The organism is Kitasatospora aureofaciens (genome assembly GCF_019192735.1).
GTDB classification, from domain to species: domain Bacteria; phylum Actinomycetota; class Actinomycetes; order Streptomycetales; family Streptomycetaceae; genus Kitasatospora; species Kitasatospora aureofaciens_A.
Genome location: NZ_JAHTKP010000039.1, coordinates 61,930 through 77,149, shown reverse-complemented (window position 1 = coordinate 77,149; position 15,220 = coordinate 61,930). Strand labels below are relative to the sequence as shown.

The following is a 15,220-nucleotide window of genomic DNA, read 5'->3' as shown; positions in this document are numbered from 1 at the left end:
CGGCCGGCCGGCGGCGGCGGGGCGGCCGGGCGGGCGCCGCGGCGCAGCCGGGCGCGGGCGGCGGCACTTCCCGCGGTGCCTGTCCGCCGTGCTCCCCCGCCGCCGTTCCCGGTATTCGACACCGACGGGGCCTCCGGCTCTGGTCGTGATCGGCGTCGCCGGCTGGGGCGGCTCACCAATGGTGACGAAATGTGCCGAAAAGTGACATACCCAGCAGAACCCAGGCTATCCCGGCTTCCGGGTCCTCTTGTCCGATTGACCTACCCTTGCGCGTCTTGACCCACCTGACGCTCAGGGGCACTCAGGGTCGCTCAGGTTTGGAGGAGACGGGCGATGTGCGGCAGGACGTCCCGGTCATGGTCGATCCAGTCGACGGAGTCCAGCTCGGCCGGGCCGAGCCAGCGCAGCTCGTCGTGGTCCTCCAGCGGGCGCGGGTCGCCGTCGAGCAGCTCGGCGGCCCAGAAGTGCAGCTCCAGGCCGGGCCGGACGGTCCACGCGCCGGGCAACCGCTCCAGCGCCTTCGCCCGGACGCCCAGCTCCTCCAGCAGCTCCCGCTCCAGCGCCTGGGCCTCGGTCTCGCCGGGCTCGGCCTTCCCGCCCGGGAACTCCCAGCGCCCGGCCACCACGGCCGGCGCGCTGCGCCGCGCGGCCAGCACCCGGCCCTCGTGGACGAGCGCGCCGCCGACCACGATCCGGGTGGCGGCGGGTGTCCCGATGGCGGCCTGGTCCTCGACGTTCATGGGCTCGACCCTATGCGTCCTCGGCCTCGACCCAGTACAGCTGCTTGTGCCCGCGGGCCTCGAACTCGGCTGCCAGCCGCTCGGCCTCGGGCCGGGAGAGACCTCGCGCGACCACGAAGCGGTTGCCGTTGTCGTCCTGCCGCATCACCCGAAAGGTGCCCATGGCGGGAGCGTATCCCCGGCCTGCGTGGGGGTCGGGCCGGGGATACGTCCTCGGGACACTACGGGCCGCTCGCTACCGGCAGGTACGGGCCCGGTTAACGCCGGGTAAGACGTCCGGTCACACCCGGATGTCGGGCACCTGCTCGCCGGTGGAGAGGCCGAGCTCGCTGCGCACCTCGACGCTCAGCGGGGTGGTCTTGGCCGTCAGCTGCTCGGCCCGCCGGATCTCCCCCGCGAGCGCGGTGGCGTCGGTCGTCTTCGCGGCGGAGTCCCAGGCGGCGGCCGCCTCCCGCTGGGCCGCGACCAGCGCCGCGACCTTCGGCTTGGCCCCGTCCGGCCAGACCGTCGACGTCTTCGACAGCTGCTCGGCCTCGCCCCGGGAGGCGGCGGCCATCTGCCGGGCCCAGGCCCCGTACTCGGAGGGAGCGGCGTCGGCCTCACCCTTGGGCCGGTTCGCGTAGGCGGTGTTGAAGCCGCGGACGGCCTCCAGGTAGGTCAGCTGGGCGGAGTTCAGGCTGCCGCGGTCGGTGCGGACGGTGCCCAGGTGCTCGCCGTCGGGGTCCTCGAAGGCGCAGGTGACGTACCGTTCGCCGGACTTCCAGTTGCCGCGGGTCGGGTAGAGGTAGACCTCGTCCATGCCGTCCGGGATCGCCCACTGGTCGAGGGCGTACTCGTCGAGCACCGGGTGGCACAGTTCGGCAGCGCGCGCACGGATCGCCGTGTCGCCCGGGTAGGACGGGCCGTCGCTCGCCGGGATCCTGGCGGTGCCGGCCACCTCGCCGTGGTGCGGGGCGGAGCAGGGCACCTTGCGCACCCAGTAAAGGGTCTCGTCGCCGCCCTTCGGGTCGGTCCGGCTGCCGCTGTCCGGGGAGTTGTAGCAGTCCCCGGACTTGAGCGAGGACCAGCGGACCGAGCCGGCCGGGGCCTTGGGCGCCGGTCCGAAGCGGTCGGTGCGGTCGGTACCGTCCGAGGCCAGGGCGCCGCCGAGGACGCCGAGGCCGGTGAGCAGCAGGCCGATCACGCCGAACACCAGGCCGGTCACGGCCATGCCCCGGCCGCGCTCCCCGCGCTTCCCGATCTGGACCAGCGCGATGATCGAGAGGACGAAGGCGACCGGCCACGCGCAGACCAGGCCGGTCACCATGGCGCCGACGGCGAAGCCGTTGGTCTCCCTGGACGCCGGGGGGTAGGGGTATCCGGACTGGAAGCCGGAGTAAGCGCCGGGCGGCACCGACGCCCAGCCGCCGACAGACTCCCCGGGCGGGGGCGGCGGCGGGAGCGCGGCGGACGGGGGCACCCGGTCGGCCGTCGGGGCGGCGGGGCCGGGGGCGGCCCAGGGGTCGGCGGGCTCGGGCGTCGTCTCCGTTGCCTCCGCCGCCTCCGTCCTGTCCGTCGCCGGGGCATCCGACTTCCGGAGGTCGACCCGGTCCGTGGGCTCGGCGGCCTCCGGCCCCGGAGCGGGCACGTCGGAATCGGGCTTGGACACGTGGACTCCCCCGGCCCGCGGACACGGGCAGCAGTTCGGCGTTCGACTCAGCGGCACGGCCGCCGCACGGGCGGGCCGCTCGGACCCGAACGGGCCCGATATGAACGGTCGCGCGACTTTACCTGATCTTTCCGAACGCCTGCCCGCCTCTGTTCAGGCCCGTCAACCACGGGCCAGGACCTCCCCGTGCAGCATCGAGAACCACCCGTCCTCCGAAGTGCTCCACTCCCGCCAGCCGGCCGCGATCCGCTCCAGCTCCGCCCGGTCCGCGAAGCCCTTCTCCACCGCCGCACGGGCGAGCGCGGAGTCCACCGTCCGGTCCGCCCACATGCCGCCCCACCAGGCGCGCCGCTCGGGCGTCGCGTAGGTCCACGCGGTGGCGGTGGCGGTGACCTCGGTGAACCCGGCCGCACGGGCCCAGGACAGCAACCGCCGCCCGGCGTCCGGCTCGCCGCCGTTGGCCCGGGAGGTCCGCCGGCACAGCTCCAGCCAGCACTCCAGCGCGGGCGCCTCGGGGTACCAGGTCATCGATGCGAAGTCGACGTCCCGGGCCGCGACCACGCCACCGGGCGCGGTGACCCGGCGCATCTCGCGCAGCGCGGCCACCGGATCGGCCACGTGCTGCAGCACCTGATGGGCGTGCACCACGTCGAACTCGCCGTCCCCGTACTGCAGTTGGTGGACGTCCGCGACCTCGAAGACGACGTTGGACAGGCCCCGCCCGGCGACGTGCGCGGCGGCCTGCTCCAGCACCTCGGCGGAGCTGTCCACGGCCACCACGCGCCCGCCGGGGCCGACCAGTTCGGCCAGGTCGGCGGTGATCGTGCCGGGTCCGCACCCGACATCCAACAGGGCCTGCCCGGACCGCAGTTCGGGCACCAGGTAGGCGGCCGAGTCGGCGGCGCCGCGAGAGCGGTGCGAGCGCAGCACCGCCTCCTGGTGGCCGTGCGTGTAGACGGCGGCAGGCTGCTGTCCGGTCATGAGATCCCCTCCGGCGTGTTCGGCTTCCCGTGACGCCTTCGACGCTACTCCACGTCCCGCATCGCGAGAAGATTCGTCTCACATTCCGACCACCCGACACCGCCTCCCCGGCCGCCCGCCGTACCGTGGAGGCGCCCCCGACAGAACGGTCCCCGCCATGCCAGGCCCGCGCCCCTTCGTCCTGCTGAGCGCCGCCATGTCGCTCGACGGCCACCTCGACGACGCCTCCCCCGAACGCCTACTGCTGTCCAACGCGGCCGACTTCGACCGGGTCGACGAGGAACGCGCCGCCGCCGACGCGATCCTGATCGGCGGCAACACCCTGCGCACCGACAACCCGCGCCTGCTGGTCAACGACCCCGCCCGCCGGGCCGCCCGGGTCGCGGCCGGCCGCGCCGCGTACCCGCTGAAGGTGACGCTCAGCGCGAGCGGCACACTCGACCCCGGGCTGCGGTTCTGGCACACCGGTGGCGGCAAGCTCGCCTACACCACGGCCGCCGGCGCGGCGGTGCTGCGCCCGGCGCTGGACGGACTGGCCGACGTGGTCGCGCTCGGCGGCTCGGTGGACCTCGGCGCGGTGCTGGACGACCTGGGCGCGCGCGGAGTGCGCCGCCTGATGGTCGAGGGCGGCGGCAGCGTGCACACCCAGTTCCTCGCCCAGGGCCTGGCGGACGAGCTCCAGCTGGCCATGGCCCCGCTGCTGGTCGGCCAGACGGAGGCGCCGCGGTTCGTCCACCCGGCCGCCTTCCCCGGCGGCCCGGCGCGGCGGATGCGGCTGCTGGAGGCACGTACCGTGGGCGACGTCGTCCTGCTCAGGTACGCCCCGAAGGAGCCAGCCCCGTGACCACCGATCTCGACCACCTGCGCCGGGCCGTGGAACTCTCCCGCCGGTGCCCGCCGTCCGAGACGGCCTTCTCGGTCGGCGCGGTGATCGTCGGCGCGGACGGCGAGGTGCTGGCGGAGGGCTACAGCCGCGAGGTCGACGCCCACAACCACGCCGAGGAGGCGGCACTCGGCAAACTCCCGGCCGGCGACCCGCGGCTGCGCGGCGCAACCGTCTACAGCTCGCTGGAGCCGTGCGGCCGGCGCGCGTCACGCCCGGTGCCGTGCGCCCGGCTGATCATCGCGGCGGGCGTGCCGCGGGTGGTGGTGGCCTGGCGCGAGCCGGACCTGTTCGTCACCGACTGCCAGGGCACCGCCCTGCTGGAGGCAGCCGGGATCGAGGTGGTCGAGCTGCCGGAGCTGGCAGCCGAGGCCCGCGCGGTCAACGCCCACCTGCTCGACTGACCCTCCCCACCCGACCTCCCGCACGCCCGGAACGCCGAAGGCCGCCCGCCCCCCACACGGGGGTCGGGCGGCCTCCTCATGCCTGGCAGGGCATCAGACGTTGAAGCGGAACTCCACCACGTCGCCGTCGTGCATGATGTACTCCTTGCCCTCGATGCGGGCCTTGCCCTTGGCGCGGGCTTCGGCGATCGAGCCGGTCGCGACCAGGTCGGCGAAGGAGATGACCTCGGCCTTGATGAAGCCCTTCTGGAAGTCGGTGTGGATCACACCGGCGGCCTCGGGGGCGGTGGCGCCCTTCTTGATGGTCCAGGCGCGGGTTTCCTTGGGGCCGGCGGTCAGGTAGGTCTGCAGGCCCAGGGTGTCGAAGCCGACCCGGGCCAGGGTGGCCAGGCCGGGCTCCTCCTGGCCCATGGACTGGAGCAGCTCCAGGGCCTCGGCGTCGTCGAGCTCGATCAGCTCGGACTCGATCTTGGCGTTCAGGAAGATCGCCTCGGCCGGGGCGACCAGCTCGCGCTGGGCGTTCTTGAAGTCCTCGTCGGCCAGCTCGGCCTCGTCCACGTTGAAGACGTAGAGGAAGGGCTTGGCGGTCAGCAGGTGGAGGTCGCGGATCGGGGTGGTGTCGAAGCCGGCCTCGAAGAGGGTCTTGCCGGTCTCCAGGATCGCCTGCGCGGCCTCGGCGGCGGCCAGCACGGGGGCGGTGTCCTTCTTGAGGCGCGCCTCCTTCTGGAGCCGCGGGAGCACCTTCTCGACGGTCTGGAGGTCGGCCAGGATCAGCTCGGTGTGGATGGTCTCGATGTCGTCCTTGGGCGACACCTTGCCGTCCACGTGCACCACGTCAGGGTCCGTGAAGGCGCGCACGACCTGGCAGATCGCGTCCGACTCGCGGATGTTGGCGAGGAACTTGTTGCCCAGGCCCTCGCCCTCGCTGGCGCCGCGCACGATGCCGGCGATGTCGACGAAGTCGACGGTGGCCGGGAGGATGCGCTGCGAGCCGAAGATCTCGGCAAGCTTGGCCAGCCGCGCGTCCGGGACTCCGACGACGCCGACGTTCGGCTCGATGGTGGCGAACGGGTAGTTGGCCGCCAGCACGTCGTTCTTGGTCAGGGCGTTGAACAGGGTCGACTTGCCGACGTTCGGCAGGCCGACGATTCCGATCGTGAGCGACATGAAGCGCAGTCCCGTGGGCTTGGAGGAGTTGGGTCGGCACCGTACGGGCCGACCCCCAAGTCTACGGGCAGCTCCTCACGCCTCGGTCGCCACCGGCAGGGGCTCCAGGAACTCCAGCCGGTTGCCCAGCCGGTCGCTGGAGTGGAAGCGGCGGTGACCGGGCAGGTTGTCGTCCCAGACGACCTCGTGGCCGTGCGCGGCCAGCCGCTCGGCCAGCGCGTCCAGCGCGCCCACCTGGATGCCCGGGTGCCCCTTGCGGGACGGGCGGAAGTCCGGCGTGACGCCGAGGTGGACCTCCAGGCCGCCGCCGCGGAACCAGCAGCCGCCGCGGGCGGCGAGCACCGGCGGCTTCGCCAGCTCCGTCATCCCGAGGACGCCACCCCAGAAGGCGCGGCACTCGTCCTCGGCGCCGGCCGGGATGTCGAGCTGGACGTGGTGGAGCCGTTCGAAGGTGAAGTCGGCGGTCATGGTGCTCCCCGTGGGCAGATCGGATGATCACGGTGCGTCGCATCAACCGGACAGGTCAGCCCACCTGAGCGACGATCACATCAGTACTCCGTCCGGAGACACGGGACAAGGCCTGAACGGTCCATTACACAGTGTGGCGATGATCGGACCGTACGTTGGGCGGGTGGAGCAGAGCATCCGTACCCAGCCGCCAGGGCCCAGACGCCGTCCGCCGAACGGCAAGGCCGCCGCCGTCCCCGGGCCCGGGCGGGCCCCCGAGACCGCCGGGGCCCCCGCCGCCCCCCGGCTGCGCCCCGTGGCCGGGCCGCCGCCCGCCGCCCGTCCGGCCACCCCCAGGCTGCGGCTGCGCCTGCCGCTGCACGGCCGCGGCGACGCCCAGCTGTACGGGCGGCGCCGGACCGGCCGCCCGACCCGGCTGACCGCCGTCGGCACCGGCGTGGTCGCGGTGCTGGCCACCCTTGCGGTGGCCGGCCTGGACCGGCTGCTGTTCAACGGCCTCGGTTGGCTGTTCGGCGCCGGCTACCTGGTGGTCTGCTTCCAGCTGGCCGTCCGGGTGCGCTACGTCGACCTGCTGGCCGCGCCGATCAGCGGGCCGATCGCCTTCGCCCTGGCGCTGCTGCTGCTCGCGCCGGTGAGCTCCTCGGGCGTCACCGCCCAGGTGGTGGCGCTGGCGACCGGGCTTGCGCTGCGGGCCGGCTGGCTCTTCTCCGGCACCGGCCTGGCCGCGCTGATCGTCCTCGCCCGGTTCGTCGCCCAGCGCCGGATCCAGCGCTCGCGCTGACGCCGGGCGGCCGCGTCAGCGCCGGACGTCAGCCCGCCGCCCGGGCTGCGGCCATGGCGGCGCCGACGATGCCCGCGTCGTTGCGCAGCTCCGCCGGGACGACCCGGGCCTCGCGCTCACGCAGCAGTGGCAGGAACTTGTCGTGCCTGCGGCTCACCCCGCCGCCGATCACGATCAGCTGCGGCGAGAACAGCATCTCCACCAGGTCCAGGTACTCGTCGACCCGCCCGGCCCACTGCTCCCAGTTCAGCCCGTGCCGGTCCTTGGCGGCCGAGGAGGCCCTGCGCTCGGCGTCCTTGCCGTGGAGTTCCAGGTGGCCCAGCTCGGTGTTGGGCACCAGCGTGCCGTCCACGAAGAGCGCGCTGCCGATGCCGGTGCCGAAGGTGAGCACCAGCACCACGCCGGGCTGCTCGCGGCCGGCGCCGTGCGCGGTCTCGGCGAGGCCAGCCGCGTCGGCGTCGTTGAGGACGGTCGCGGGCAGGTCCAGCGCCTCGCGGAACAGGCCCTCGGCGTCCAGGCCGATCCAGCCCTTGTCCACATTGGCCGCGGTTCTGGTCCGGCCGCGCACCACCACGCCGGGGAAGGTCAGCCCGACCGGGCCCTGGTGGCCGAAGTGGCGGACCACCTCCCGGACGGCGGCGACCACGGCCTCGGGGGCGGACGGCTGCGGGGTGAGCACCTTGTAGCGCTCCTCGGCCAGCGCGCCCCGGCCCAGGTCGACGGGGGCGCCCTTGATGCCCGAACCGCCGATGTCCACACCGAATACCGCCGTCATCACATCCGCCCTCCGCCGGAAACCGTGGACTGCTTGTCCACAGCCTGTGCACAAAACTACGAGAGCCCGCGCGGGCGCGCACAGCGGAAAACCCGGCACCCGTGACGGGTACCGGGTTCTCCGGAGAGGCGTTACAGCTTGCCCGCGGCCTCGGCGCGCAGGTCGCGGCGCAGCTCCTTGGGGAGCGAGAAGGTCAGGTGCTCCTCGGCGGTCTTGACGGTCTCGACCGTCTCGTAGCCGCGCGCGGCCAGCCACTCCAGCACGCCGTCGACCAGGATCTCCGGCACCGAGGCGCCGCTGGTCAGGCCGACCGTGGTGACGCCCTCCAGCCAGGCCTCCTGGATCTCCTCGGCGAAGTCCACCAGGTGGGCGGCCTTGGCGCCGTACTCCAGGCCGACCTCGACCAGGCGGACCGAGTTGGAGGAGTTCTTGGAGCCGACCACGATCAGCAGGTCGGTCTCGGGGGCCAGCTGCTTGACGGCGACCTGACGGTTCTGGGTCGCGTAGCAGATGTCGTCGCTGGGCGGGCTGACCAGCAGCGGGAAGCGGTTCTTCAGCTCGCCTACGGTGGCCATGGTCTCGTCCACCGAGAGGGTGGTCTGGGACAGCCAGACGACCTTGGACTCGTCCCTGACCTGCACGTTGGCCACGTCCTCGGCGCCGTCCACCAGGTGGATCCGGTCCGGGGCCTCGCCCATCGTGCCGATGACCTCCTCGTGGCCCTCGTGGCCCACCAGCAGGATGTCGAAGCCCTCGTCGGCGAAGCGGACAGCCTCCTTGTGCACCTTGGTGACCAGCGGGCAGGTGGCGTCGATGGTGGCGAGCTTGCCGGCCGTGGCCTCGTCGTGGACGGACGGCGCGACGCCGTGCGCGGAGAAGACGACGATCGAGCCCTCGGGCACCTCTTCCGTCTCGTCGACGAAGATCGCGCCCTTCTTCTCCAGGGTCTGCACCACGTACTTGTTGTGGACGATCTGCTTGCGGACGTAGATGGGCGCCCCGTACTGCTCCAGGGCCTTCTCCACGGCGATCACGGCGCGGTCGACACCCGCGCAGTAGCCCCGGGGGGCGGCGAGCAGGACACGGCGCTGCGCGGTGTTGGACATGGCTCCATCGTACGGGCGGCGAGGAGCCGCGCCGCCCGCGGCGGGGAGCCGCGCCGACGGGTGGAACATTCCGGACACGCCCGGTCGGCAATGCTCAAATGTGGTGCTTATGAGCGAGCACGTGACGCAGGTCGGTCAGGGCGGCCAGAGCGGTCGGGGCGACCAGGGCGACCAGGGCGACCAGGGCGGCCTGCGGCGCAGCCTGGGCGTCCGGGACCTGATGGTCTACGGGCTGCTGTTCATCGCCCCGATGGCCCCGGTCGGGGTGTTCGGGGTGCTGGACGCCAAGAGCCACGGCGCGGTCGCCGCGGTGTACCTGGCCGCGACCGTCGCGATGGGCTTCACCGCCCTCTCGTACGCCCAGATGGTGCGCGCCGTGCCGCAGACCGGGTCGGTGTTCGCGTACGCGCGGGCCGGGCTGGGCGAGGGTCCGGGGTTCATCGCCGGGTGGATGGCAATGCTCGACTACCTGCTGATCCCGGCCGTGGCCTACCTGTTCTCCGGGATCGCGCTGCACTCGCTGGTGCCGGGCGTCTCGCGCTGGGTGTGGACGGCGCTCGCGGTCGTGGTGACCACCGCGCTCAACCTGATCGGGGTCCGGACGGCGGCCGTGGTCGGCTTCGCGGTGCTCGCGATGGAGATCGCGGTGCTGGCGGTCTTCGTGGTCGCGGCCGTGGTGGCGCTGGTCCAGGACGGCGCCCGGCGCGGCTGGGACACCCCGTTCACCGCCGTGGGCGCCTTCTCGCTGACCGCGGTGATCTCGGCGGTGTCCGTCGCGGTGCTGTCCTACCTGGGCTTCGACGCGATCGCCACCTTCGTCGAGGAGGCGGTCGGTGCCTCGGCGGCGGTGGCGCGGGCGGTGCTGTGGTGCCTGGCGCTGGCCGGGGTGCTGTTCGTCGCCCAGACGTACCTGGCCGCGCTGCTGGAGCCGATGACTCCGCAGCAACTGGCGGCCGACCCGGTGGCGCAGGGCTCAGCGTTCTACGACACCGTGGAGAGCGGCGTCGGGCACTGGCTGCACGTGCTGGTGGCGGCCGGCAAGGCGATCGGCGCGGCCTTCGCGGCGCTGGCCGGGCAGGCCGCGGCGGGGCGGCTGGTCTTCGCGATGGGTCGGGAGGGGCGGCTGCCGCGCTTCCTCGGCTCGGTCGACCCGGCCTCGGCGGTGCCGCGCCGGGCGCTGCTGGTGGCGGCGGTGATCACGCTGGCCGCGGCGGCCTGGGCGGCCAACCGGGACGACGGGCTGGACCAGCTGACCTCGGTGGTGAACGTGGGCGCGCTGACCGCCTTCGCGCTGCTGCACGCCTCGGTGATCGGCTGGTACACGGTGAGGCACGGCTCGCGGGACCGGCTGCGGCATGTGGTGGTGCCGGTGCTGGGGATCGCGGTGATCGGGGCGGTGGTATACGAAGCCTCGACGACGGCGCAGATCGTCGGGCTGCTCTGGCTGGCCGTCGGGCTGGTGGTGCTCGGCGTCCAGGGTTCCGCCGGCACGGGCGGCCCCGGTGTCGGCAAGCGCCGCTAGCCTCGTACGCATGGCCAACACCAGCTCCCCCGAAGCACCGCTCCCGGTCGGCAAGGTCTCCGCGCTGATCGGCGGCTGGATCGACCGGCTCGGCGCGGTGTGGGTGGAGGGGCAGATCACCCAGCTCAGCCGGCGGCCCGGGGCGGGCGTGGTGTTCCTGACCCTGCGCGACCCGCAGGCCGACGTGTCGCTCACGGTGACCTGCTTCCGCTCGGTGTTCGACCAGGTCGCGGACGTGGTGCAGGAGGGCGCGCGGGTCGTCGTGCACGCCAAGCCGGAGTGGTACGCGGCGCGCGGGCAGCTGTCGCTGCGGGCCTCGGAGATCCGGCCGGTCGGGCTGGGCGAGCTGCTGGCCCGGCTGGAGCAGCTGAAGCGGCGGCTCGCCGGGGAGGGCCTGTTCGCGGCCGAGCGGAAGAGGCCGCTGCCGTTCCTGCCGCAGTGCATCGGGCTGGTCACCGGGCGCGGCTCGGCGGCCGAGCGGGACGTCCTGGAGAACGCCCGGCGGCGCTGGCCGGCCGTCCGCTTCGAGGTGCGGAACGTGCCGGTGCAGGGCGTCAGCGCGGTGGAGCGGGTGAGTGCGGCCGTCCGGGAGCTGGACGAGCACCCCGAGGTGGACGTGATCATCGTGGCCCGGGGCGGCGGCAGCGTCGAGGACCTGCTGCCGTTCTCGGACGAGGGGCTGGTGCGGCTGGTCGCGGCGGCCCGCACCCCGGTGGTCAGCGCGATCGGGCACGAGCCGGACCAGCCGCTGCTGGACTTCGTCGCCGACCTGCGCGCGTCCACCCCGACCGATGCCGCCAAACGGGTGGTTCCGGACGTCGGCGAGGAGCTGGCCAAGGTCCGCCACCTGCGGGACCGGGCCCGGAGGTACGTCCTCGGCCGGGTCGAGCGCGAGCAGCACGGGCTGGACGGCATGCGCAGCCGCCCGGTGCTGGCCGCGCCGCACCGGATGCTGGACGGGCGCGGCCAGGAGGTGGACGGGCTGCTGGACCGGGCCCGCCGCACCCTGCGGCACCGGCTCGACCACGCGCAGAGCGACCTCGGGCACACGCTGGCCCGGGTGGTCGCGCTCTCCCCGGCGGCCACCCTGGAGCGCGGCTACGCGGTGCTCCAGCGGGCCGACGGCACGGTGGTGACGGACCCGGCGCAGGTCGCGGCCGGGGAGGGGCTGCACGCCCGGGTGGCGGGCGGCGGCTTCGGCGTCACCGTGGACGAATCCCGGGACTGGGCGGGACCAGACACGCCCTAGTACGAGCGCTGCCGGGAGAGCGCGACGGAGTGCTCGCCGAAGCCGAGGCTGCGGTAGAGCTGCTCGCCGCCGCTGCTGGCGTGCAGGTCGATCCGGCCGACCCGGCGGGTGTCGAACCAGGCAAGCAGCGCCTCGGTGCAGGCCCGGGCGTAGCCGCGCAGCCGGTGGCCGGGGTCGGTGCAGATGTTGAAGACGAAGCCGAACCGGCCGTCCGGATTGCCCGGCGCGGGCAGCCGCTGTTCGAAGGTGCCGACGGCGCAGGCGGCGAGCCGGCCGGGCCGCTCCGCGTCGTCGATGACGAAGGACGGCATCGTCAGCGCCTCGGCCGGGACGGCGAGGCGCTCGCGCAGGATCTGCTCGGCGGTGGCCTGCCAGGGCCCGGGCCCGGCCAGGGCGGCCGTGCCGGGCATCGCCTCGAACATCAGGTTGCGCAGCCGGACGAGCTCGGGGGCGTCGGCCGGGACGGCGGGTCGGACCTCGATCATGCGGCGGAGGCTAGCGGCGGAGGCGGGGCGGGTGCATCCGATTTCACCCCGCTGCGGCCGTTCTGTCGGTGCCAGCCCCTACGCTGGCTCACATGGCAGAGCAGCAGGAGCAGGAGCGGCACGCGGCGCCGCAGACCCCGGACGACGCGCTGGGCTACGAGCACGCCCGGGACGCGCTGCTGGAGGTCGTCCGGCAGCTGGAGAACGGGGGCACGTCGCTGGAGGAGTCGCTGGCGCTCTGGGAGCGCGGCGAGCAGCTGGCGAAGGTCTGCCAGCGCTGGCTGGACGGCGCCCGCGCCCGGCTGGACGCCGCGCTGGCCGCCGAGGAGGAGTCCGAGAGCGGCGAGTGACACAGGCGCGAGTGACGCAGGTCACATGATCTGCGGGGAATCGTTGAAAGTTCACCCATGTTGGAACAGGTGATCGGCCGCGGCCGGTCATACCGACGAACCCCTCCCGCATGAGGTGCAGACAAGCATGACCACCGACGCCCTGGTACTCGACGCCGCCGCTCAGGACCTGCTGTTCCGTGAGGCCCGCACCGCGAACACCTTCACCGACGAGCCGGTCACCGAGGAGCAGGTCCAGGCCATCTACGACCTGGTCAAGTACGGCCCGACCGCGTTCAACCAGCAGCCGCTGCGCGTCGTCCTGGTCCGCTCGGCCGAGGGCCGCGAGCGCCTAGTCCAGCACCTGGCCGACGGCAACAAGGCCAAGACCGCCGCCGCCCCGCTGGTCGCCGTCCTGGCCGTGGACAACGAGTTCCACGAGGAGCTGCCGACCCAGTTCCCGCACTTCCCGCAGGCGAAGGACGTGTTCTTCTCGGAGCGCGCCGTCCGCGAGCAGTCCGCCAAGCTGAACGGCTCGCTGCAGGCCGCCTACTTCATCATCGGCGTGCGCGCCGCCGGCCTGGCCGCCGGCCCGATGACCGGCTACGACGCCGAGGGCATCAACAAGGAGTTCTTCGGCGACGGCGAGCACTCGGTGCTGGCCGTGGTCAACATCGGCAAGCCGGGTGAGGACGCCTGGTTCCCGCGTTCGCCGCGCCTGGAGTACGACCAGGTCGTCACCACGGTCTGACGCAGCCCGCGCGAAAGGGCCCGCACCCAAGTCCGGTGCGGGCCCTTTCGTGTGCTTTCGGGAGTTGCTGTCGGGAGTCGCCTTCCGGAGCGTCCGCGCTCGGGAGCTACTTGAGCGCCTGCGCCAGCTCGGCCAGCTCGTCGTAGGAGGCGGTGCCGGTCAGCAGGGTGGTGCCGACGCCGTCCTGCACGGTCAGCGCGCGGGCCTTGTCGCCCTGCACCCGCTCCCAGGTCCGGCCGGCCACGTCCGAGGTGCCGTCCGGCCTGCCGCCCGCGACCTTGTCGGACAGCAGCACGTCGCGCGGGACGTCGCTCTGCTCGACCGCCGCGTACTGGCCGGACGGCGTGACGAAGCCCAGGTGCCAGGCGTTGCCCTTGCCGTTGCTCTGCGCGGCCGGCTGGTAGCCGACCGAGGTGGCCCGCCACTTGTCGGACAGGCCCTGCGGGGCGAGCAGCTGGTAGGGCGCGGCGCGCTTCGCCGAGGCCGCCTCCACCCGGTACTCGACCTTCAGCGGCGGGACGCTGTCCGCATCGTGCGGAAGGAACAGGTACCCGATCCAGACCACGCCACCGACCGCCAGCATCGACAGGACCATGTCCCGTACGGTCTGCCGGCCTCTCAAGCCCTTGCTGTCTCCTGCCACCCCCACATGGTGACTCATTCACAAACCGGACCGGTCACCCGGGGTGCCCACGTACGGGTGAAGCGGGACGAACCGGCGGTTTCCGGCAGGTGGTCCGGCGGGGGGTGGCGACCCGCGCCACAGACAGTCATCTCGCGGGCAGATACGATCGCAGGACCCTCACCACGGCGTTCGACCAGGCAGTAGTCGGGCGCTCACTGGCCGTCGCGTACAGAGAGGTAACGACGATGACCACGCAGTACCCGCACCACCTTCCCAGCGCCCTGGAGGTCGCGCCCGAGGCTCCCGACCGGAACCTCGCGCTCGAGCTCGTCCGGGTCACCGAGGCGGCGGCCATGGCCGCCGGCCGGTGGGTCGGCCGTGGCGACAAGAACGGCGCGGACGGCGCAGCCGTCAAGGCCATGCGTACTCTCGTCTCCACCGTCTCGATGAACGGCGTTGTCGTCATCGGCGAGGGCGAGAAGGACGAAGCCCCGATGCTCTACAACGGCGAGCGGGTCGGCGACGGCACGGGCGCCGAGTGCGATGTCGCGGTCGACCCGGTCGACGGCACCACGCTCACCGCCAAGGGCATGAACAACGCCGTCGCGGTGCTGGCCGTCGCCGACCGCGGCACCATGTTCGACCCCAGCGCCGTGTTCTACATGGACAAGCTGGTGGCCGGCCCGGAGGCCGCCGACTTCGTCGACATCACCGCCCCGCCGGCCGTCAACATCCGCCGGGTCGCCAAGGCCAAGGGCAGCGCCGTCGAGGACGTGACCGTGGTCGTCCTCGACCGCCCGCGCCACGACGGCCTGGTCCGCCAGATCCGCGAGGCCGGCGCCCGGATCAAGTTCATCTCCGACGGCGACGTGGCCGGCGCCATCATGGCGGCCCGCGAGGGCACCGGCGTCGACCTGCTCATGGGCGTCGGCGGCACCCCCGAGGGCATCATCGCGGCCTGCGCAATGAAGTGCATGGGCGGCGTGATCCAGGGCCGACTGTGGCCCAAGGACGACGCCGAGCGGCAGAAGGCCCTCGACGCCGGGCACGACCTGGACCGGGTGCTCACCACCGACGACCTGGTCAGCGGCGAGAACGTGTTCTTCGTCGCCACCGGCATCACCGACGGCGAGCTGCTGCGCGGCGTGCACTACCGCCAGGAGACCGCCACCACCAGCTCGCTGGTGATGCGCTCCAAGAGCGGCACCATCCGCGAGATCCACTCGACCCACAAGCTGTCGAAGCTGCGGGCCTACAGCGCGATCGACTTCGACCGCGCCAACTGAGGCCCGGAACAGGGCAGTTC

General features: G+C 73.2%; 16 protein-coding genes and 1 pseudogene. 7 read left to right on the top strand and 10 right to left on the bottom strand.

Translation table 11 applies throughout. The features are described from left to right. Window positions 1-311: 311 nt before the first annotated feature. From KV557_RS29210 to KV557_RS29195, 4 genes are all read right to left on the bottom strand, one after another. A complete protein-coding gene (locus tag KV557_RS29210; RefSeq protein WP_218204526.1) occupies window positions 312-740 on the bottom strand; it encodes an NUDIX domain-containing protein in 429 nt (142 codons plus the stop codon). A gap of 10 nt (window positions 741-750) precedes the next feature. Continuing rightward, entirely contained in the window at window positions 751-903 is a 153-nt protein-coding gene (locus tag KV557_RS29205; RefSeq protein ID WP_218204525.1) for a hypothetical protein, read from the bottom strand. Window positions 904-1,020: 117 nt separating this feature from the next. Then, a complete protein-coding gene (locus tag KV557_RS29200) occupies window positions 1,021-2,388 on the bottom strand; it encodes a DUF4190 domain-containing protein (protein WP_218204524.1) in 1,368 nt (455 codons plus the stop codon). 162 nt (window positions 2,389-2,550) lie between these two features. Beyond that, window positions 2,551-3,369, bottom strand: coding sequence for a methyltransferase domain-containing protein (locus KV557_RS29195; RefSeq protein WP_218204523.1), 819 nt, complete (start codon window positions 3,367-3,369; stop codon window positions 2,551-2,553). Window positions 3,370-3,526: 157 nt separating this feature from the next. On the opposite strand from KV557_RS29195, the pseudogene KV557_RS43135 reads away from it, so the two are divergent. Next, window positions 3,527-4,656, top strand: a pseudogene (locus KV557_RS43135) (dihydrofolate reductase family protein). 93 nt (window positions 4,657-4,749) lie between these two features. Here KV557_RS43135 and ychF read toward each other — a convergent pair. Then, window positions 4,750-5,823, bottom strand: coding sequence for a redox-regulated ATPase YchF (gene ychF, locus KV557_RS29180; RefSeq protein WP_218204520.1), 1,074 nt, complete (start codon window positions 5,821-5,823; stop codon window positions 4,750-4,752). A 75-nt stretch (window positions 5,824-5,898) separates the two neighbouring features. Then, entirely contained in the window at window positions 5,899-6,291 is a 393-nt protein-coding gene (locus tag KV557_RS29175; protein ID WP_218204519.1) for a glyoxalase, read from the bottom strand. Between the two features lie 139 nt (window positions 6,292-6,430). Here KV557_RS29175 and KV557_RS29170 point away from each other — a divergent pair, with 139 nt between their 5' ends. After that, a complete protein-coding gene (locus KV557_RS29170) occupies window positions 6,431-7,072 on the top strand; it encodes a DUF6542 domain-containing protein (protein WP_218204518.1) in 642 nt (213 codons plus the stop codon). A gap of 28 nt (window positions 7,073-7,100) precedes the next feature. Here the strand turns inward: KV557_RS29170 and ppgK are convergent, their stop codons facing one another. Beyond that, a complete protein-coding gene (ppgK, locus tag KV557_RS29165) occupies window positions 7,101-7,847 on the bottom strand; it encodes a polyphosphate--glucose phosphotransferase (protein ID WP_218204517.1) in 747 nt (248 codons plus the stop codon). A gap of 131 nt (window positions 7,848-7,978) precedes the next feature. Further along, window positions 7,979-8,953, bottom strand: a complete 975-nt coding sequence (locus tag KV557_RS29160; protein ID WP_218204516.1) for a 4-hydroxy-3-methylbut-2-enyl diphosphate reductase — start codon at window positions 8,951-8,953, stop codon at window positions 7,979-7,981. Window positions 8,954-9,062: 109 nt separating this feature from the next. Between KV557_RS29160 and KV557_RS29155 the strand changes: the two genes are divergently transcribed. Together KV557_RS29155 and xseA are read left to right on the top strand one after the other, a co-directional pair. Beyond that, the gene (locus KV557_RS29155; RefSeq protein ID WP_218204515.1) at window positions 9,063-10,475 is read left to right on the top strand and encodes an APC family permease; all 1,413 of its coding nucleotides are present in this window, start codon (window positions 9,063-9,065) and stop codon (window positions 10,473-10,475) included. 10 nt (window positions 10,476-10,485) lie between these two features. Next, window positions 10,486-11,724, top strand: a complete 1,239-nt coding sequence (xseA, locus tag KV557_RS29150) for an exodeoxyribonuclease VII large subunit (protein WP_218204514.1) — start codon at window positions 10,486-10,488, stop codon at window positions 11,722-11,724. Here xseA and KV557_RS29145 read toward each other — a convergent pair. Further along, window positions 11,721-12,209, bottom strand: a complete 489-nt coding sequence (locus tag KV557_RS29145; RefSeq protein ID WP_218204513.1) for a GNAT family N-acetyltransferase — start codon at window positions 12,207-12,209, stop codon at window positions 11,721-11,723. The two genes, xseA and KV557_RS29145, sit on opposite strands and share 4 nt — an antisense overlap. Window positions 12,210-12,301: 92 nt before the next feature. Between KV557_RS29145 and KV557_RS29140 the strand changes: the two genes are divergently transcribed. Then, window positions 12,302-12,559 (top strand): exodeoxyribonuclease VII small subunit, encoded by a 258-nt coding sequence (locus tag KV557_RS29140; RefSeq protein WP_218204512.1) that lies wholly within the window; start codon window positions 12,302-12,304, stop codon window positions 12,557-12,559. A 127-nt stretch (window positions 12,560-12,686) separates the two neighbouring features. Continuing rightward, on the top strand, window positions 12,687-13,289 hold the full coding sequence (locus tag KV557_RS29135) for a malonic semialdehyde reductase (protein ID WP_218204511.1): 603 nt from the start codon (window positions 12,687-12,689) through the stop codon (window positions 13,287-13,289). 106 nt (window positions 13,290-13,395) lie between these two features. Here the strand turns inward: KV557_RS29135 and KV557_RS29130 are convergent, their stop codons facing one another. Then, complete coding sequence (locus tag KV557_RS29130) at window positions 13,396-13,932, bottom strand: DUF4245 domain-containing protein (protein ID WP_308130133.1); 537 nt, start codon at window positions 13,930-13,932, stop codon at window positions 13,396-13,398. Between the two features lie 227 nt (window positions 13,933-14,159). On the opposite strand from KV557_RS29130, the gene glpX reads away from it, so the two are divergent. Beyond that, window positions 14,160-15,200: a class II fructose-bisphosphatase gene (gene glpX / locus KV557_RS29125; RefSeq protein ID WP_218204510.1), complete on the top strand. Its 1,041-nt coding sequence runs from the start codon at window positions 14,160-14,162 to the stop codon at window positions 15,198-15,200. Window positions 15,201-15,220 lie beyond the last annotated feature (20 nt).